16 protein-coding genes and 2 pseudogenes are annotated in these 16,816 nt (G+C 68.5%); 12 read left to right on the top strand and 6 right to left on the bottom strand.

The window, feature by feature from the left end:
- Positions 1 to 11: 11 nt before the first annotated feature.
- Positions 12 to 347: a preprotein translocase subunit YajC gene (yajC, locus tag MKK49_RS19125; RefSeq protein WP_244031318.1), complete on the bottom strand. Its 336-nt coding sequence runs from the start codon at positions 345 to 347 to the stop codon at positions 12 to 14.
- Positions 348 to 704: 357 nt separating this feature from the next.
- Here yajC and MKK49_RS19120 point away from each other — a divergent pair, with 357 nt between their 5' ends.
- Complete coding sequence (locus MKK49_RS19120) at positions 705 to 1,601, top strand: ATP-binding protein (protein ID WP_244031317.1); 897 nt, start codon at positions 705 to 707, stop codon at positions 1,599 to 1,601.
- A 182-nt stretch (positions 1,602 to 1,783) separates the two neighbouring features.
- On the opposite strand, the pseudogene MKK49_RS24850 reads toward MKK49_RS19120, so the two are convergent.
- A pseudogene (locus MKK49_RS24850) lies at positions 1,784 to 1,867 on the bottom strand (helix-turn-helix domain-containing protein); the annotation flags it as partial.
- Positions 1,868 to 2,326: 459 nt separating this feature from the next.
- On the opposite strand from MKK49_RS24850, the gene MKK49_RS19115 reads away from it, so the two are divergent.
- Both MKK49_RS19115 and MKK49_RS19110 read left to right on the top strand, forming a co-directional pair.
- Positions 2,327 to 2,818, top strand: coding sequence for a hypothetical protein (locus MKK49_RS19115; RefSeq protein WP_244031315.1), 492 nt, complete (start codon positions 2,327 to 2,329; stop codon positions 2,816 to 2,818).
- Positions 2,819 to 3,402: 584 nt separating this feature from the next.
- Positions 3,403 to 3,855 (top strand): hypothetical protein, encoded by a 453-nt coding sequence (locus MKK49_RS19110; RefSeq protein WP_244031313.1) that lies wholly within the window; start codon positions 3,403 to 3,405, stop codon positions 3,853 to 3,855.
- A 97-nt stretch (positions 3,856 to 3,952) separates the two neighbouring features.
- Here MKK49_RS19110 and MKK49_RS19105 read toward each other — a convergent pair whose 3' ends face one another.
- Both MKK49_RS19105 and MKK49_RS19100 read right to left on the bottom strand, forming a co-directional pair.
- Positions 3,953 to 4,192, bottom strand: coding sequence for a hypothetical protein (locus MKK49_RS19105; protein WP_244031312.1), 240 nt, complete (start codon positions 4,190 to 4,192; stop codon positions 3,953 to 3,955).
- Between the two features lie 402 nt (positions 4,193 to 4,594).
- On the bottom strand, positions 4,595 to 5,002 hold the full coding sequence (locus tag MKK49_RS19100; RefSeq protein WP_244031311.1) for a DUF3597 domain-containing protein: 408 nt from the start codon (positions 5,000 to 5,002) through the stop codon (positions 4,595 to 4,597).
- Between the two features lie 382 nt (positions 5,003 to 5,384).
- Here MKK49_RS19100 and MKK49_RS19095 point away from each other — a divergent pair, with 382 nt between their 5' ends.
- From MKK49_RS19095 to MKK49_RS19075, 5 genes are all read left to right on the top strand, one after another.
- A complete protein-coding gene (locus MKK49_RS19095; RefSeq protein ID WP_244031416.1) occupies positions 5,385 to 6,371 on the top strand; it encodes an ABC transporter substrate-binding protein in 987 nt (328 codons plus the stop codon).
- 109 nt (positions 6,372 to 6,480) lie between these two features.
- Positions 6,481 to 7,233 (top strand): ABC transporter permease, encoded by a 753-nt coding sequence (locus MKK49_RS19090; protein ID WP_244031310.1) that lies wholly within the window; start codon positions 6,481 to 6,483, stop codon positions 7,231 to 7,233.
- Positions 7,221 to 8,000 carry an ABC transporter ATP-binding protein gene (locus MKK49_RS19085; RefSeq protein ID WP_409565106.1) on the top strand — a complete coding sequence of 260 codons (780 nt, stop codon included), beginning with the start codon at positions 7,221 to 7,223 and terminating at the stop codon, positions 7,998 to 8,000. The genes MKK49_RS19090 and MKK49_RS19085 overlap by 13 nt, the downstream gene beginning before the upstream one ends.
- A 181-nt stretch (positions 8,001 to 8,181) precedes the next feature.
- Entirely contained in the window at positions 8,182 to 8,394 is a 213-nt protein-coding gene (locus MKK49_RS19080) for a DUF2842 domain-containing protein (protein ID WP_244031308.1), read from the top strand.
- A 146-nt stretch (positions 8,395 to 8,540) separates the two neighbouring features.
- The gene (locus MKK49_RS19075; RefSeq protein WP_244031307.1) at positions 8,541 to 8,912 is read left to right on the top strand and encodes a hypothetical protein; all 372 of its coding nucleotides are present in this window, start codon (positions 8,541 to 8,543) and stop codon (positions 8,910 to 8,912) included.
- Positions 8,913 to 8,946: 34 nt separating this feature from the next.
- Here MKK49_RS19075 and MKK49_RS19070 read toward each other — a convergent pair whose 3' ends face one another.
- Positions 8,947 to 9,996 carry a polysaccharide deacetylase family protein gene (locus tag MKK49_RS19070; RefSeq protein ID WP_244031306.1) on the bottom strand — a complete coding sequence of 350 codons (1,050 nt, stop codon included), beginning with the start codon at positions 9,994 to 9,996 and terminating at the stop codon, positions 8,947 to 8,949.
- 181 nt (positions 9,997 to 10,177) lie between these two features.
- Between MKK49_RS19070 and MKK49_RS19065 the strand changes: the two genes are divergently transcribed.
- Positions 10,178 to 11,341 carry a GNAT family N-acetyltransferase gene (locus MKK49_RS19065; RefSeq protein WP_244031304.1) on the top strand — a complete coding sequence of 388 codons (1,164 nt, stop codon included), beginning with the start codon at positions 10,178 to 10,180 and terminating at the stop codon, positions 11,339 to 11,341.
- A gap of 90 nt (positions 11,342 to 11,431) precedes the next feature.
- Here MKK49_RS19065 and MKK49_RS19060 read toward each other — a convergent pair whose 3' ends face one another.
- Positions 11,432 to 13,708: a GumC family protein gene (locus MKK49_RS19060; protein ID WP_244031301.1), complete on the bottom strand. Its 2,277-nt coding sequence runs from the start codon at positions 13,706 to 13,708 to the stop codon at positions 11,432 to 11,434.
- A 267-nt stretch (positions 13,709 to 13,975) separates the two neighbouring features.
- On the opposite strand from MKK49_RS19060, the gene MKK49_RS19055 reads away from it, so the two are divergent.
- The 3 genes and pseudogenes from MKK49_RS19055 to MKK49_RS19045 all read left to right on the top strand — a co-directional run.
- Positions 13,976 to 14,563, top strand: coding sequence for a polysaccharide biosynthesis/export family protein (locus MKK49_RS19055; RefSeq protein ID WP_082476657.1), 588 nt, complete (start codon positions 13,976 to 13,978; stop codon positions 14,561 to 14,563).
- Between the two features lie 224 nt (positions 14,564 to 14,787).
- A complete protein-coding gene (locus tag MKK49_RS19050; protein WP_409565105.1) occupies positions 14,788 to 16,014 on the top strand; it encodes a glycosyltransferase family 4 protein in 1,227 nt (408 codons plus the stop codon).
- A gap of 116 nt (positions 16,015 to 16,130) precedes the next feature.
- A pseudogene (locus MKK49_RS19045) lies at positions 16,131 to 16,816 on the top strand (undecaprenyl-phosphate glucose phosphotransferase); the annotation flags it as partial.

Genomic DNA, 16,816 nt, shown 5'->3' with positions numbered 1-16,816 from the left:
CAGGCGTGGTGTCAGGCGGCCTTGACCGGAGCGCCCTTGACCCGGACCTCCGAGATCATGGTGCGGACGACCTTGACGCGGACGTTGGGCGCGATCTCGACCTCGATCTCCGAGGCGTCGTCGGCGACCTTGGTGACGCGGCCGACGATGCCGCCGGTGGTGACGATGGTGTCGTCGCGGCGCACGTTCTTGACCATGCTCTGATGCTCCTTCACGCGGCGCTGCTGCGGGCGGAGGATCAGGAAGTACATGATGACGAAGATGAGGACGAACGGCACCACCTGCAAGGCGATGTCCGCTCCGCCAGCGGCCGCGGCGGCCCCTTGCGCGAAGGCGGGGGTGATCAAGCGCGTGACTCCTCAAGGATACGGCCCCGAACCCCTCGGGCGAGGGGGCGTGCGGGCCTGTCGAAAAAGCGCGCGGACTATAGCCACGGCCTAAGTGAAAGCAACGGCGTGGGCCTGGGGCGAAACGGAGCGCGGCGCAACCCCCCTCCCCTCAGGCACGCTGATCTTTCGGACGATTTGGTCTCCTGAAGCGCTCGGCAAAACGATGTTTGCCTTCGAAGAGACGCGACCGGCTCCCTCTCCTTCCAGGAGAGGGGACCCGCGCCGCCTCTAGAATTCCTCCGACGAAAAGCGTTTCGGACGGCGATCCGCCCGCACCGACTGGTGTAAGAAGTCGCGCCCGCCCGGAGACACTCCATGACCACGACGCCCACCGACCCGGCCCCGCACGAAACCCTTCACCCCGATCTGCTGCCCGTGCTGGAGCGTATCGCCGCCGCCCTGGAGCGCGCCGCGCCCCCCGCCCGCCCGGCGGTGGACGTGACGGCGGCCGACGCCTTCCTGTGGGGGCCCGAGCGCCGGCTGATCCCGGTGGAACGCGTCAACCGCGTCGCCATCGGCCTGCTCACCGGCATCGACCGGGCCCGCGACACGCTGTCCGAGAACACCGGGCGCTTCGCCGCCGGCCTGCCGGCCAACAACGCCCTGCTGTGGGGCGCGCGCGGCATGGGCAAGTCGTCCCTGGTGAAGGCCGTGCACGCCGAGATCAACGCCGCCCGGGGCGACGCCCGCCCGCTGAAGCTCGTCGAGATTCATCGCGAGGACATCGAGGCCCTGCCCGACCTCATGGCGACCCTGCGGGGCGACGCGCATCGCTGGATCGTGTTCTGCGACGACCTGTCGTTCGACGGCGACGACACCTCGTACAAGTCCCTGAAGACGGCGCTGGACGGCGGCATCGAGGGCCGGCCCGACAACGTGCTGTTCTACGCCACCTCCAACCGCCGGCACCTGCTCGCCCGCGACATGGTCGAGAACGAGCGCTCCACGGCCATCAACCCCGGCGAGGCCGTGGAGGAGAAGGTGTCGCTGTCCGACCGCTTCGGTCTGTGGCTCGGCTTCCACAAGTGCAGCCAGGACGAGTACCTCGCCATGGTCCGCGCCTACGTCGCCCGGCACGACCTGACGGCCGACCCCGACACCGTGCGGGCCGAGGCGCTGGAATGGGCGACCACCCGGGGCTCGCGCTCGGGGCGCACGGCGTTCCAGTACATTCAGGATCTGGCGGGGCGGCTGGGACAGCGGCTGGAGTGAGAGGCGCCGGCCAAAGCGCCGGGATCAAGGGGCACGGACATGGCGCAGGGCCGACGCACGCGTTCCCGCTCCGCTCAGAAGGCCGGAGGTGTGCCCTCCTCGATCGTGCCGCCCATGGCAAGGGCATCCACGACGGCCTCGGGGTGGCGATGGATCGTCCAAATCAGGGTCATGGCCGTGGCGTTCGGCTTCGACTTGCCCTGCTCCCAGTTCTTGACCGTCGCTTCCTCCAGCCCGAACCGCAGGGCGAACTGGGCCTGCGACAGATGCAGGGCGTCAAGGGCTGGGCTGGGCTGGGCTGTCGGCTTGAAGCCTCACGCCTCCACCAAGCTCGGGACCCATGAGTTCGACTTGAGTTCGGCTTGGCGGGAGTGTCTGTGGTTCCTCCCTGGTTGAGGAGAAACCTTGGTGGAGGAGGATCCGTGCGAGGAAAAAAATTCCTCGCATCGTCATCCGAGGGCTGTTCGCTATTACCGACTGCTTTGATCCATACTATGAATAGAAAATATGATCCACGAATTTCTGATTTAGACTGAAATTCAACACCCATCCATGCTCAAAAAGCACAATCAAGAAGCGCATTAGGAATTTTTTATTATGCGCCACGTCCGCAACGGAGCACCATCGACTTCATTGGCCTGTTTTTGGACTGTTTTTGGACTTGATCCGCGCTGCCGATCTTATTATCGTAGTGATCGATTGAGCTTTCGCTATGGAGTGGTCGCATGGGTAGCGCATCCGCGATTCAAAAAAAGGCAGATGACTGGCAAGTCGTTTGCACAGGTATAGGAGCATTGGGAATAATAATTTCGGCAGGTATAGCGCGATTTGTTTTCTTCAGTAAATCAGCAGATGTTGCAGCCAGATTTCAATTGGCAGGTACTGGAAAAGGGCTAGGAGGAAATGCCACGGGCGCCCCTCTCGACGACGATGACTGGTCGAGCATCGATTGTAGTGGCTGGCAGGGGCTGAGCCAGCCGTTTAGTGTTCTGGACCTACATGGAACAGGTGGTTTTCTAGCAACTATGGGCGTCGGCGCGGCAGTTGGCTGGGGACCAATGTATATATCGGCGGGTCCAAAACTTCCGGAAACGAACAAGCCATTTTTTTCGGTGCAAAATGTAGGCGGATTCAGCTTAGGCGTTGGAGCATCGGCGTTGAGTCTGAACGGCTCTTGGAAGTATCTTGGAGTATCTGGCCATCGTCCACTTGCCTGATACTCAAAATCTAGAGGTTGTTATGGACCAGCCGCGAGTTGAGCGGCCTGTTTGAGCATGAGGCAGACGAAGGCGACGATGGGGAGGTCTGCGAGGGTGGTGGGATATCGGCTGGATTGAGCCGGCGCTTGTCCCGAGGGGCGCGGGGGTCGCGGCGCGCTTTCCCGGGCGGGCCCAGGACCGCCGGCCTCCGCTCCCGTTTCCGCGCCCGGTCGGGCATCCCCCGGATCGTCATCGAAACGGCCGGTCGGACCGGGGAAATCGGTACGCCACCGGATCGGACCCTCCGACCGGCGTGCGATACCGTGCGGATTGAGATCCATCAGCCTCCGCGTCCACGCGATCGACGCCGCGCCGGAGACCACCGGGTCCGCGCTGATCGCGGCGGTGGATGCCGCCCCGGCGCGCGGGGGACTTCGGACGGCGGTGCTTGCGCGGGGACGGGGAGCCCCGGACGTCGGACAGACCCTTCGGGCGATCGTGCGGGCCCATCACCGATCGGAGGCGTACCGGCTCGTCCGGCCGGCCGGGACGCGCCTGAACGGCCGGACAGCGCCATCATCCAACACTTGGGGGCTGCGACAATGTTCGCCGTGATCGATGGCGTGCCGTCGGAGCCTCCGAGGGCGCCTCAGGAATTTGCGATAGAAATCCCCCTGTTTTCGCACGATCATCATGATCGAATGCGCGTTATTTCATCATTTGATCGGATGATTTCATACCAAATATCAACGCTCCATGTTAATTTATCTCGGATTAAAGTGGTATCGAGATGTTCTGCTTTCGTTAGAGGGCTGGAAAATATGGGCGACGACAAGAAATTCGGCGCAATGGTCGATGCCTGTCTCAGGGCGAATACCGCGGTTGTCGAGACCGGTACGCCCGCCATGATCGCCATGACGCGCGCACTTCTTTGGCAACTTGGACAGGAAGCCGCTCAACGTGAAGCGCGTGCCGAACAAGAAGAGCGACACTCTCCGAGAGCCGGATATGCGAGGCGGGGTCGCGCGATCGGCAAGGTCGGGGATCGGGCCTAGGCGGCGCGCGACGCATGCGCGTGCGGCGTTTCGCGGAAGCGTCGTTTCCGCATCGGCCTTTTTTTCGAAAGCCGAGGCCTCCTATCGGGCCGAGGCCCTAGGCCGCTTTCGAGGGCGGAATGTGCGTCGCAATCGTCCGCGCATACGTCAAGACTTTCGCGCGGTCTTGAATATTACCGATGGAAAGCCATAATCTCAGCAATTCAGAGGTTTGATCCAGATCGTCCATCGTTTCTTCTAAAAACTTGTCCGTCGAGCAGCCGAGCGCTGCCGCAATACGGCTCATGATTTCTTGACTCTTTTTGTTATCGTTGTCAGTTTCCGCAATATGTTTCATGTGCTGAAACCAGATTTATCGCTGAAGTTTCCAAATCAGGGCGATCGACACCTTCGCCATACGCCCAATATTTACAGCACGCAATGCATTGCCGAAGACAGAATGAACGCGGCGAAGTTTTCCAATAGAGATCCGAATCGTACGTTTTCGTACGCGCGATGATGCTTGATCCGACAGGCGCGTCCCACCCTCGGCGGACGAGCGGCAGGGGCATCGGGCGCCGGACCGGTCGGGCGTCCGATCATCGTCCGCTCCGCACCGGAGGCTCGGAATGTCGTTCGGCTGCGAAGCGAACGACATGTCTTGTCCTCTGTTCTCCAAAAGCAGAAGGCCCGGCCGCCGCAGGGGCAACCGGGCCTTCTCACACGGCTCGGGCGCAAACGCGCCCGAGCGCTTGAAAAATCAATCCTTCAGATCGGCCGGGACCTTGCCGCCGTTCTCTTCGAGCTTCTTGATCACCTGCTTGTGCAGCCAGACGTTCATGGAGGCGGAATCCTCTTTGTCGCCGGTGTAGTGCAGCTCGTCGGCGAGCTGCTTGCGGGCGGTGAGGCTCGAATCGAGGTCGAGGAGCTTCATCAGGTCGACGATGGAGGTGCGCCAGTTGAGGGTCTGGCCGTTCTTGGCCGCCATGCCGTTCAGCACCTCCTCGACGTCGACGGAGCCGGGCGCGACGGCGCCGCCGCCCGTGGCGGTCGAGGCCGGCGCGTCGGAGCCGCCGGTCGAGGCCGGGGCGTCGGCGGGCTTGGCCTGGGCGTCGCCGCCTCCGAAGGGATGGAGGATCTTGCTGACGATGCTGCCGAGGAGGCTCATGGTAGGATATCCCGATTCTGGTGCCGCCGCCGGCCCGGTGGCCGCAGCGGAGGGTTAACGGGGGGCGACCGCTCGCGTTCCCGTGACCGGCACCCGGGACCGCGCGGCCTGCGGCAGAACCGCCCTCTCCCCGCCCCGGCCGGCGGAGAGGGATTTTTTCAAATCGCGCGGCGGCGCAGGGCAAGGGCGAGCAAATTCTTGCGCGCCCCGGCGCACCGTGCCAAGGCCCGGACCATAAGGCCCGACCGATCCCGTGCGGCGACGCTTCTGGCGCCCCGTGCGATCGGCCGCCCTCCTCGACGCCCCTGACCGGATCTGCCCGATGCGCCGCTTGCCTGTTTTCGCGATCCTGCCTGTTTTCGCGATCCTGCCCGTTCTCGGGATGCTGCTGTCCCTCACGGGCGTCGCCTCGGCGCAGAGTCCCGCCCCCGTGCCCGTGCGGATCGGCGTGATCCCGGTCATCGGCGCCGCCCCGATCTTCGTCGCCAACGGCGAGGGCTGGCTCAAGGAGGCCGGCCTCACCCCCACCTTCACCACCTTCGAATCCGGCCCCAACATGATCCAGGCGCTCGCGTCCGGCACCATTGACGTCTACGTCGCCGGCGTCGCGCCGCTCGCCGTCGCCCGCACCAAGGGCATCGATGTCCGCGTGGTGGCCGCCACCGCCATCGAGGAGATGGTGTTCGTGGCGGGCCCCAAGCTCGCCCCCTACTTCGCGAACGGCGCCAGCAAGGCCGAGGCCTTCGCCCGGTTCAAGGCCAAGGAGGGTCGCTCGGCGCGCCTCGCCACCCAGCCGCCGGGCTCGGTGCCCAACACCACCCTGCAGCACTGGCTCTGGCAGGTCGCCAAGGCCGACAAGGCCAACGCCGAGGTCGTCTCCATGGGCATCGACGCGACCCAGCAGGCGGTGCTGGCCGGCGCCGTCGACGGCGCCTCCATCCGCGAGCCGGCGCTCACCATCGTACAGCAGCGCAACCCGGCGATCACGCTCATCGCCACGGGGGGCGAGATGTTTCCGAACCAGCCCGGCACCGTGGTCGGCGTGTTCGGCGCCTTCGCCGACAGGAACCCGGCCGCCGTCGAGGGGCTGGTGAAGGCCGTGGTCAAGGCGACCGAGCTCCTGAAATCCGATCCGGCCCGGGCAGCCAAGCCCGTCGAGGCGGCGCTCGGCAAGGGCATCACCGATCTCGCCACCATCCAGAAGGCCCTGACCTCGCCGGCGGCGAAGTTCACCGCCGACCCCCGCGCCATCGTCGAGGCCACCAAGGCGATGCAGGCCTATCAGGTCTCCATCGGGACGCTGGACAAGGACGTGCCCCTCGACGGCCTGTTCGACCCGCGCCCCTACGAGAAGGCGACCGCGCGCTAAGCAGGTTCGCGTTGACAAGCCAACGCTTCACCCTGCTTAGGTCCTTGGTATGTCGCAGGTTTTAGACGCAAAACCGGCGACCACTTTTGCGAAGCCTGCTTAGCACACGATGCCCCCATTCCGCGCCACGGCGCTCTCCGCCCTCGGGCTCGCCGCCTTCCTGGTGTTCTGGGAAGCGATGCCGCGCCTCGGCCTCATCAACCCGGCCTTCCTGCCGCCGCCGAGCACGATTCCGGCCGCCTTCCTGAAGGAGATCGCGCTCGGGGTCTGGGGCGAGGCCGTGTGGTCGAGCCTGAGCCACTACGTCGTCGGCCTCGCCGTCGGCGCCGGGGCCGGCATCGGCCTCGGCCTCCTCAGCGGCATGTTTTCGGGGTTCGAGGCCGTCACCGCCTGGATCGTGCGCCTGCTGCGGCCGATTCCCGGCCTCGCCTGGGTGCCCTTCGCCATCATCTGGTTCGGGGTCCAGCCCTCGGCCGCCGTGTTCATCATCGCCATCGGCGTGTTCTGGATCGTGTTCTTCGCGACGCAAGGCGCCGTGCGCGGGGTCGACCGCGACCTCGTCGAGGTCGCCCAGGCCTTCGGCTTCCGCTCGCCGTGGTCGCGGCTGACCAAGATCCTGCTGCCGGCCGCCACCCCGGGCATCCTCGTGGGGCTGCGCACCGCCCTGGGTCAGGCCTGGATGGCCGTCGTCGCCGCCGAGATCTTCGGCGTGCCGGGCGTCGGCGCCCGGATGATGCAGGCCTCCAGCCTCCTCTCCACCGACATCGTGGTCGTCTACATGCTCACCATGGCCGGCCTCTACGGCCTGTTCGACACCGGCTTCGTCGCCCTCCAGGGCTGGCTCCTGCGGTGGCGCGCGTGAGCATTCCAGTCCCCTCGCCGATCATCACGATCGATGGCCTCAGCCTCGCCTACGAGCGGGAGGGGGTGCGCAACACGATTCTCGCCGACCTCGACCTCACCATCGCGCGCGGCGAGTTCCTGGTCATCGTCGGCGAGTCCGGGGTCGGCAAGTCGACGGTGCTGCGGGTGCTCATCGGGCTCGCCAAACCCAGTGCCGGCACCGTGCGCCTCGACACCCGCCCCGGCTGCCGCACGCCCATGGCCCTGGTGTTCCAGGACGCCCGCCTGCTGCCGTGGCGCCGGGTCGTCGCCAACGTGGCCTTCGGCCTCGAGGGCAGCGGCCTGTCCAAGGCCCAGCGCCTCGCCAAGGCGGCCGAGATGCTGGCCCTCGTCGGCCTCGCCGACCTCGGCCAGCGCTGGCCGCACCAGCTCTCGGGCGGCCAGCGCCAGCGCGTCGCCATCGCCCGGGCGCTCGCCGTCGACCCCGACGTGCTGCTCATGGACGAACCGTTCTCGGCGCTCGACAGCTTCACCCGCGAAGGCCTCCAGGACGAGCTCCAGCGCATCCAGGCCGCCACCGGCAAGACCATCCTGTTCGTCACCCACGACATCGACGAGGCCGTCACCCTGGCCGACCGGGTCGTGGTCCTGGCCGGCGCCCCCGGCCGGGTCGCGGCGGAGGTCACCGTCACGGTGCCCCGGCCCCGCCGCCGCCGCGACGGGGCGTTGCTGGAGGCGGCCCGCCAGCTCCGGGCCGAACTCTCGGGACGCTCCGCCGAGCTGTGACGGCGCGCCCGGCCGAACCGTGACGGCGCCTCCGGCCGAACCGTGACGGCGCCTCCGGCGCGGGGGGGACGTGCGCCGTTCCGTTTCAGTGACGGACCGGCGCATTGCGCCGCGCGCGCGCCGGGCTTACCCCCGCCCCGGGGCGGCTGGTTTTTCGCGAGACCGCCCGAGGAGAAGGCCGATGCGCCGCCGCACCCGCTCCCTGATCGGCACCATCACGATGCTGGCCTTCGTCATCGTCTACGCGCCGCTGGCCATGGCGCTGGCCGACAGCCGCATCTCGCAGACCCCCGCTCCGGTGCAGGCGGTGCTCTACTGTATCCTGGGCATCGCCTGGATCGTCCCCCTGATGCCCCTGATCCGCTGGATGCAGCGCCCCGATCCCGAGACCTGAGCCTCGGCCCGGACAGCCGGACGCCGGCGCGTCGGACGAAGCCGATGCGGTCACGACGCCCGGCACGCCGGGATTTCGCCGCACTCCGGAGGCACAGACGGTCCCGCTCCCCGAACAGCCCGTGCCGAAGGTCGATCCCCCGCACCATGCTCATTCGTCCGACCCTCGTCCTCCTGACCCTCCTCGTCCCAACCCTCGCCGCGGCCCAGGGCGCCCCGCGCTCGGTGGGCGAGTGCGAGCGCCTGAAGAACGATCTCGCCTACAATCAGTGCCTGGCGATGTTCGGCCCGGCGGCCAAGAACGTCGCCGGGGGCTTCGCCGAGGGCGCGGCCTCCGCCTCGGCCTCCGTGGCGACGGCGCTGGCCGCCATCCCGCCCGGCATCGCCGCCGCCCTGCCGCCCCTGGCGGAGACCGGCCGGCGCGGACGGCGCGGGCGCTACACTCGCCACGGCCGCCAGAGCGCCAGCTTCGACACCGGCGGCGGGTCGCGCTCCTATCGCCGCCGCCACCGGCGCTGAGCGCGCAACGCCCTGATACGGAAGAGAAATCCGCTCAACCCACGTTGAGCCGCCGCCCCCGGTTCCAGGCGAGGAACGGGACCCCCGAGAGCAGGGCGGCGAGGGCGGCCGGGCTCTGGTGGCAGCCGTTCACCGAGACCCGCGGCAGGGCGTGCAGGTGGTCGACATGGCCCGCGAAGAGGTGGCCCGGGCGCGTCGTCACCGCCGTGGCGAAGCCGAGTTCCCGCGCCAGGGCGAATTCCCGGGGCCCGGCGGAGGTGGGGTCGCCCACGGGATAGGACAGGTGCCGCACGGGGCGGCCGAGCTCGCCGGCGAGGCGGTTGCGGCCCGCCTCCACCTCCCGGCGCAGGGTCGCGGCATCGTGCTTGGCGAGCATCGGGTGGCTCACCGTATGGGCCCCGAAGGTGACCATCGGGTCGCGGGCCAGATCCCTCAACTCGTCCCAGCCGAGGCAGAGCTCCGCCGCCAGATCGCCGGGTCGCAGGCCCGCCTGTCCGCACAAATCGGCGATGGCCGCGAGGAGGGCCTCCTCCGGCCCGGCCCGCAGATGGCGATAGACGGTCTCGAACGCGTGCGATTTCTCGGCATCGCTACCCGCCGGCAGGTCGATCGCCGTTCCGGGCAGGCGCACCCGCCCCAGGCGCGCGATGGCCCGTTCCAGTTCGAGCCACCACAGGCGCCCGCCCCCCCCGGCGAAATCGCTCGTTACGAACAGGGTCCAGGGCACGCCGTGGCGCCGCAGGATCGGGGCGGCATGCTCGACATTGTCGCGGTAGCCGTCGTCGAAGGTGAGGACGGCGAACGGCGCGCCCGCTGTCTCGGCGAGCCGGTCCGGCACCGCGTCGAGACCGATCACCGCGAACCCGCGCCGCGCAAGGGTGGTGAGAACGTGATCGAGGAAGGTCGGCGTGATGGCGAGCAGCCGGTTCGGGGCGTAGGCGCCCGGCGGCTCGGGGCGGACGTGATGGAAGGTGAGGATCACGCCCCGACCCCGCGCCAGGGGCGCGAGCCAGCGGTCGGCGCCCGTCGCCGCGATGGTCCGGAATCCGGCCTCGAACAGGCGGTGGCGGCGGGCTGTGGACATCGGACCTCCGGGCGTGCGCCGGCGATCCTGCCGCGCGGATCGGCAAGGTTTCGTTACCCACACCGACAGGACGGCGCGGGCGCTTCACCCGTCGTTTAAGGGACGCGGCGCCCAGTGACCCGTCGGATGAGCGGGAGCGACGGCGGTGACGGGTGGCGTACACGATCTGAGCGGAGTGGAGATGGTCCGGGATACCGCAGGCGGCAGCCTGACGACGGAGATCTTTTCCGACCTGGCGAGCGTCGAGGTCCTGTGGCGTGGTCTGGAGGCCGATCCGGCCGTCCTCGCCACCCCTTACCAGCGCTTCGACTGGGTCTCCGCCTACGCGCGCGGGGAACCGGGTGCCGAGGTGCGGGTCCTCGTGGTGCGCAACGCCTCCGGGCGCCCCCAGGTTCTGATCCCCTGTCATGTGACGCGCGAGCACGGCCTGCGCGTCGCCCGCGTCGTCGGGGCCAAGCACGCCAACTATCACATGCCGGTGTTCGCCTCGCGCGCGGCGGCATCCCTGCAGCCGGCGGATCTGGCCGAGCAGCTGCGCGCGGCGGCCCGGGCCGGCGGCATCGACGTCTATGCCTTCTCGCACCAGCCCCGGTTCTGGGAGGGGGCGGCCAATCCCCTGTGCTTCCGCTCCGATCCCTCGCCCAGCGACGCCTACGGCCTCCTGCTGGGTCCCGATGCCGAATCGACGGTCAAGCGGGTGTTCAGCGGGGACGCCCGCAAGAAGCTGCGATCCAAGGAGAAGAAGCTCGTCGAGACCTTCGGCCCGGTGGCCTACCGGGTGGCCCGGACGGACGCGGAGGTCACGGCCTACCTCGATGCGTTCTACGCCCAGAAGGCATCGCGCTTTGCCGCCATGGGCATCCCCAACCCCTATGCCGACCCGGCCGTGCGCGCGTTCATCGCCGCAGGCGCGGGCCGGGACGCGCGATCCGACGCGCCGGCCATCGAGGTCGCGGCCCTGGTGGCCACCGAGAGCGGGCGGGTGTTCGCGGTCTTCGCCGGCGCCGTCGACCCCGCCCGCTACAGCGGCATGATGACGTCGTTCGACCAGGACCCTTCGGTGGGCCGGTCGAGCCCCGGCGACATTCTGCTCCAGTATCTCGTTCGGGATCAGGCGGAGCGCGGACGGCGCGCCCTCGACCTCGGCGTCGGCGAGGCGCGCTACAAGGCCAACACCTGCGATGAGACCATCGAGCTCGGCGAGGTCACGATCCCGGTGACCCTGCGGGGCCGGATCTTCGCCCTCAAGGCCGTGGGCACCGCCCGACTCAAGCGCCGGATCAAGCGCGACCCCCGCCTGTCGGTCCTCGTGACCCGCCTGCGCCGCTGGCGCGCGGCGCCGTAGGGCCACAAGCGGGACACGTCGCGCGCCGGCATTCGCAACGAAGCCGGCGCGGCGAAGGATGATCGGCTCCCGGCGTGCTGTGCGAGCCTCTCAGGCAGCGGAGCGGCGCAGTTCGAGATCGGAACCGAAATCCTGGGCGGCCATGTCCGCGACGGCCCGGTCCCGGGCGACGAGGACCCGGCTGGCCCCGGACGCTTCGGCCAGGGCGTAGAGCGCGACGAGTTCGGGATCGTCCGCATCCCGGTTCGAGGCGATCACCACCGTATCCATGGCGCCGCCCACCGCAGACAGGAGCGCCCGGGCGGTCTCGCCATCCGCCTCGCGCAGGCGGCACAGCACCCAGTCGTAGGCCTGCGCCAGGGCGTCGAGGGTGATCTCCAGGGCTTCGGGTTCTTCGCTCAGAACGTCGATGTCGAGGAAGCCGCGCGGAACCATGTCCAGGCGCGAGCCCGGGACGCGCTGGATCACATCGAGGAAGGGCGCCTCGCCCGCGACGAGGTCCGTCAGGCCGACATCCTCGGCTCCGCAGGCGGGGCCATTCAGATCGAGGATGACGGTGCGGGCGCCCGGAGCCAGGATCTCGGCGAGGGCGCCCGACAAGGTGCCGGAGAGGCCATCGATGTCCGCTTGATCCTCGGTCTCCGCCAACAGGATTCGCCGTCCGGTTCCGGCGCGCACGTCCTCGCCGAGACGGACCACGAGGCCATCGAGCGCGAACCGATCGGGCACCGGGGCACCGGGGCGGGCGGGTGCTCGGACCGGAGCGATCGACGCGGCGGCCGCGGCGGCCATGGGTTCGAAGCGGGTCGTGGCCGTGACGCCGTAGCGGGCCAGGGCCGGCGAGGCCTCCGGGAAGGCGAAGCGCGCGGAGGCGGACGGCTGGACCGCCTCGGCCTCGGCGCCGGCTTCCTCGTCCTCGCGCCGGCGCCGACCATCGTCGGGATCGACGAGAAGGTGGCGCGCGATGACACCGCCCGTGGAGAACAGCAGGGCCATGACCACCGCCAGGGTGATGATCGGCGACTTCTTGGGAAAGGACGGGACCTCCGGCACCACGGCGCGCGAGACGATGCGGGCATCGGCCGGCGTCGCACTCTCGGCGTCGCGGGCCGAGGCCTCGCGGTAGCGGGAGAGGTAGGATTCGAGCTGCTCGCGCTGGGCCTTGGCCTCGCGCTCGAGGGCCCTGAGCTGGACTTCGCTCGAATTGCCCTTCGAGACGACGTCGCGCTGGGAATCGACGGCCGCGCCCAGGCTCTCGACGCGGGCCTCAGCGATCCGGGCGTCGTTCTCCATGGTCCGCACCACGCGCTCGGCGGTGGCCTTGATCTGGGAATCGAGGTCGGAGATCTGCGCCGTCAGCTCCTTGATGCGGGGATGGGCCGGCAGGAGCGTGCGGGATTCCAGAGCGAGCTGTCCGCGCAGGGTGATGCGCTGCTCCACCGTGCGGCGGATGATCTCGTTGTTGGCCACATCCGGAATCTCGAAGGCGCGGCCGTCCTTGATCATCTCCTTGATCAGCTTGGCCCGGCCGGCGAGGTCCGCCTTGACGGTCCGGGCCTGCGAGAGCTGCGTCGAGAGTTCGCCGAGCTGCTGGGCGCTCAGGGGCTGGCTGGCCGTGCCGCCGCCGATGAGGCCGTTACGGGCGCGATACGCCTCCACCTTCGCCTCGGCCTCGGCCACGCGGGTGCGCAGGGCCTCGATGTTGCCGCCGAGCCAGGTCGAAGCGTAGCGGGCGGTGTCGGTCTTGGCCGCCTCCAGGGAGGCGATGTAGAGTTCGGCGATGGTGTTGGCCGCCTGCGCGGCCAGTTCCGGATCCTTCGCACGGAACTCCACCGTGAGGATGCGCGACTTGCCCGCCGGGTAGACCAGGAGTCGGTCGAAATAGGCTTCGAGCACCCGGTCCTCCGGTGCCCGTTCCAGGGGATTCTTGGCGAGGCCGATCATCATGAGAAGGCGCTGCACCGGACCGATGCCGGCGACATCGGGGTCGAACTCGGCATTGCCCACGAGCTTGAGCCGGCGGATCGCCTCGCGGGCGAGATCGCGGGACATCACGACCTGGACCTGGCTCGCCACGGCCTGCTCGTCGATCGGGACCGCCTGCTCCCCACGCTCCTGGCTCGAGCGGGTGAAGGCGGCCTCACGGCTCTCGAGAAGGATCTTCGCCTCGCCGGTGTAGCGCGGCGGCACCACCTGCACGAAGGCGACGGCACCCAGACCCGCCACCACCGTCGGGACGGCGATCCAACGCCAGGACCGGCGCAGGAGACGGGAGAGCTGGCTGAGCCCGAGGCCTTCCCCCGCCCTCGATGCGATCGGGTTGGACGATGGGGACGGACCGGGGCGGATCAGCGAGGAGCGGGGCATGGTTCGGATCTCTACCCTCGGACGAGGCATCGGCCGTGGGAGGCCGTCGTTGTGCCATTCGAGGCCGTTAAGGTTGATTCCAGGTTAAGACACACCGAGATCGCCCGAGGTCGAAACAACCCGGGATCGAAATCATTTCAGCGTCGGCTGCGACGTCCGATCGCTGCGTCCGAGTTCGACACCAGCGATCCGAGGACCGGATCAACATTCATTAACCATATGGCCCTAGGAATCGGGACCAGAACTTACGGTCCAGAACTCTCGGTCATGGCGGCATTGGTGATGAACCGGCGCACACTTCTTCTCGCTCTGTCGTCCAGCCTCGCGCTGGGCGGCTGCCTGCGTCCCGACTTCAGGACCGACCAGCTCGACGCCACCGCAACGGGTTCGATCGGTGCGCGCTACACCCTGTCGGCGGGCGACCGGCTGCGGGTCATCGTCTTCGGTCAGGACAACCTCTCCAACATCTACGCCGTCGATGGGGACGGCAGCATCGCGATGCCCCTCATCGGCCTCGTCAAGGTCGGCGGACAGTCCACCGCGCAGGCCGCTCGCACCGTCGAGGCCAAGCTCGCCTCGGGTTTCGTGCGCGAGCCCCACGTCACCGTGGAGGTCGATGCCTACCGGCCGTTCTACATCCTCGGCGAAGTCACCACGTCGGGCCAGTACCCCTACGTCAACGGTATGGCCGTCGAGACGGCGGTCGCGATCGCGGCGGGATTCGGTCCACGGGCGGCGCGCGACTACGCGGTCCTGACCCGCGAAGGCAAAGGCGGCCTCGTCTCCGGCATCGTGCCGATGACCTATCCGGTCCGGCCCGGCGACACGATCGTGATCAAGGAGCGCTTCTTCTAAAATCTTTCCGCCGAAGGGGATGCTAGTTCGGCGAAGGAGAATGCGGCATGGCCGAGAGATAGAACTCTTTGAAGACTTGGCCGCGCGCCGTTAGGCATTGCCTAACTCAATTCCACGATGTGTCACGCGAAAGCAGGGGCTTTAACGCTCCTCCCACCACGCCGGGACAGGATCACGCGCAGCCGGGCGTCGCCGCTCGCGCCCGTCCGCCTGGAGACCCCGCCGTGAGCGCGTCCGCAACTCTCTCGATCGCCTCCCGCCCCGATGCCACGACCGGTGGCGTCTCCCCCACCTCGCATCGGATCCTCCACGTCTTCCGGGCGCCCGTTGGCGGTCTTTTCCGCCACGTCGTCGATCTCGCCCGGCTTCAGGCGGCCGCCGGGCATGAGGTCGGAATCGTCTGTGACGCGAGCACCGGCGGCGAGCGCGCGGCTCAGGCGCTCGCGGACCTCGCATCCAGCCTGTCCCTCGGGGTCGTGCGCGTCCCGATGCATCGCAATCCGCACCACTCGGATCTCACCGCCCTTCGGACGCTCGGCGAGCGGGCGCGTGTCACGGGCGCCACGGTGCTGCACGGTCATGGAGCCAAGGGCGGCGTCTACGCCCGAACGGCGCGGGTGACCGGAGCCGTTCCCATCCGCGCCTACACACCCCATGGCGGCAGCTACAACTACAAGCCCGGCACCCTCCGGCACCGGTTCTACATGGGCGTCGAGCGGCTCCTGGCCCTGCGTACGGACGTGTTCCTGTTCGAGAGCGAGTACGTCGCCGGGCGTCACCGCGCCCATGCGGGGCGGCCCCGCCTGGCCCGCATCGTCCACAACGGTATCTGCGAAGCCGAATTCCTGCCCGTGGCGCCGACGGCCGACGCCTACGATCTGCTCTATATCGGTGAACTGCGCGACGCCAAAGGCGTGCCCTTCCTCCTCGAAGCCCTGGCGAACCTGCGCCGAAAGGGTCGGAGCCTGCGCCTGCTGATGGTGGGGTCCGGTCCCGATGCCGACCTCCTGGCCGCCCGTGTCCGAGCCATGGGGCTCGGACACGCCGTGGCGTTCGAGCCGCCCCAGCCCATCCGCGCGGTGCTCGCCCGCGGCCGGATCATGGTGGTGCCGTCCCTGGCCGAATCCCTGCCTTATGTGGTGCTCGAAGCGGCCGCAGCCCAGCATCCCCTGGTGGCGACGAATGTCGGCGGGATCCCCGAGATCTTCGGGACGGCGGCGTCCCACCTCGTTCCCCCCCGGGATGCGGACGCCCTCGAGGACGCCATCGTTCGGGTGATCGACGAAGCCCCTGATGCACGCGCGGCCTGGTTTGCCGATCTCGGCGCTTCGGTGCAGGCGCGCTTCTCCATGAAACGCATGGGCGCCGATGTGTTGTCGGGCTACGCCGCGGCGTTCCGGGCCCGTGCGGACGCGCGTGCCGTTGCTGTGGGAGTAGACCAGGCGCTGTGATCCGAACAAGAGCGGTCGCCGTGGACGTCCGTTAAGCGTTCCGTGAGGCCTCCGCGACAGAATACGTCCGTTGTCGCCGCCGCAGCGACGCTGATTGAAGTCCGGAAGCCTTGACGATGAGTGCCTTCGACGTCCGCGACCTCCTGGAAGCCGCCGCACGACCGCTCCCGACCACCGGTCAGGAACCGACTGCACTCGGCGGCATGATGGCCATCCCCCCGGCCGAGGCCACGGCCCGGCCGGCACCGGCTTCGGCCTTCTCGCCCGTGGTCCTGGCGGGCTGCGTGCGGGTGGCCGAGTTCGCCCTCATCGGCGTCACGGGGCTTGCCACGCAGTGGCTGCAGCTGTCGGGACTCGTGCCCCTCGGTCCGCGCTACGTCACGGCGATCCTCGGCATCGCCGCCATTGCGGTGATCCTGTTCCAGGTCACCGGGCTCTACCGCATCGGCGCCTTGCGCGGTTTCGTCAAACCGGCCTTGCGCCTCCTGGCGGCCTGGACCCTCGTCTTCCTCGTCGTGGCGACCGTGATGGTCTTCGCCAAGGTCGCCGACCACTACTCGCGGGTCTGGCTCGGCACCGTCTTCGTCGCGGGCCTCGGCCTCCTCGTGGCCGGGCGGTTCACCCTGTCCCGGATCATCGGTGCCCAGATGCGAGAGGGCCGCTTCGACCGTCGCACGGCGATCGTCGGCGGCGGGCCCGTGGCCGAGGACCTCATCCGGGCCCTCGACGCCCAGGCCGAGTCCGGCATCCGCATCGTCGGCGTGTTCGACGACCGCGGCGACCAGCGCTCCGACACGGTGGT

It is taken from the genome of Methylobacterium sp. J-090 (genome assembly GCF_022829345.1).
Lineage (GTDB): Bacteria > Pseudomonadota > Alphaproteobacteria > Rhizobiales > Beijerinckiaceae > Methylobacterium.
The sequence above is the reverse complement of the archived record's forward strand: the minus strand, read 5'-3'. Positions and strand labels throughout refer to the sequence as shown.

Bases quoted from the DNA above. Each gene is read 5' to 3' on its own strand.
- MKK49_RS19060 (WP_244031301.1), bottom strand. From the start codon at position 13,708: ATGCCCCGCTCCTCGCTGATCCGCCCCGGTCCGTCCCCATCGTCCAAC.
- MKK49_RS19090 (WP_244031310.1), top strand. From the start codon at position 6,481: ATGCCCCCATTCCGCGCCACGGCGCTCTCCGCCCTCGGGCTCGCCGCC.
- MKK49_RS19065 (WP_244031304.1), top strand. From the start codon at position 10,178: ATGGTCCGGGATACCGCAGGCGGCAGCCTGACGACGGAGATCTTTTCC.
- MKK49_RS19070 (WP_244031306.1), bottom strand. From the start codon at position 9,996: ATGTCCACAGCCCGCCGCCACCGCCTGTTCGAGGCCGGATTCCGGACC.
- MKK49_RS19100 (WP_244031311.1), bottom strand. From the start codon at position 5,002: ATGAGCCTCCTCGGCAGCATCGTCAGCAAGATCCTCCATCCCTTCGGA.
- MKK49_RS19055 (WP_082476657.1), top strand. From the start codon at position 13,976: ATGGCGGCATTGGTGATGAACCGGCGCACACTTCTTCTCGCTCTGTCG.
- MKK49_RS19110 (WP_244031313.1), top strand. From the start codon at position 3,403: ATGTTCGCCGTGATCGATGGCGTGCCGTCGGAGCCTCCGAGGGCGCCT.
- MKK49_RS19115 (WP_244031315.1), top strand. From the start codon at position 2,327: ATGGGTAGCGCATCCGCGATTCAAAAAAAGGCAGATGACTGGCAAGTC.
- MKK49_RS19105 (WP_244031312.1), bottom strand. From the start codon at position 4,192: ATGAAACATATTGCGGAAACTGACAACGATAACAAAAAGAGTCAAGAA.
- MKK49_RS19080 (WP_244031308.1), top strand. From the start codon at position 8,182: ATGCGCCGCCGCACCCGCTCCCTGATCGGCACCATCACGATGCTGGCC.
- MKK49_RS19075 (WP_244031307.1), top strand. From the start codon at position 8,541: ATGCTCATTCGTCCGACCCTCGTCCTCCTGACCCTCCTCGTCCCAACC.
- MKK49_RS19095 (WP_244031416.1), top strand. From the start codon at position 5,385: ATGCTGCTGTCCCTCACGGGCGTCGCCTCGGCGCAGAGTCCCGCCCCC.
- MKK49_RS19120 (WP_244031317.1), top strand. From the start codon at position 705: ATGACCACGACGCCCACCGACCCGGCCCCGCACGAAACCCTTCACCCC.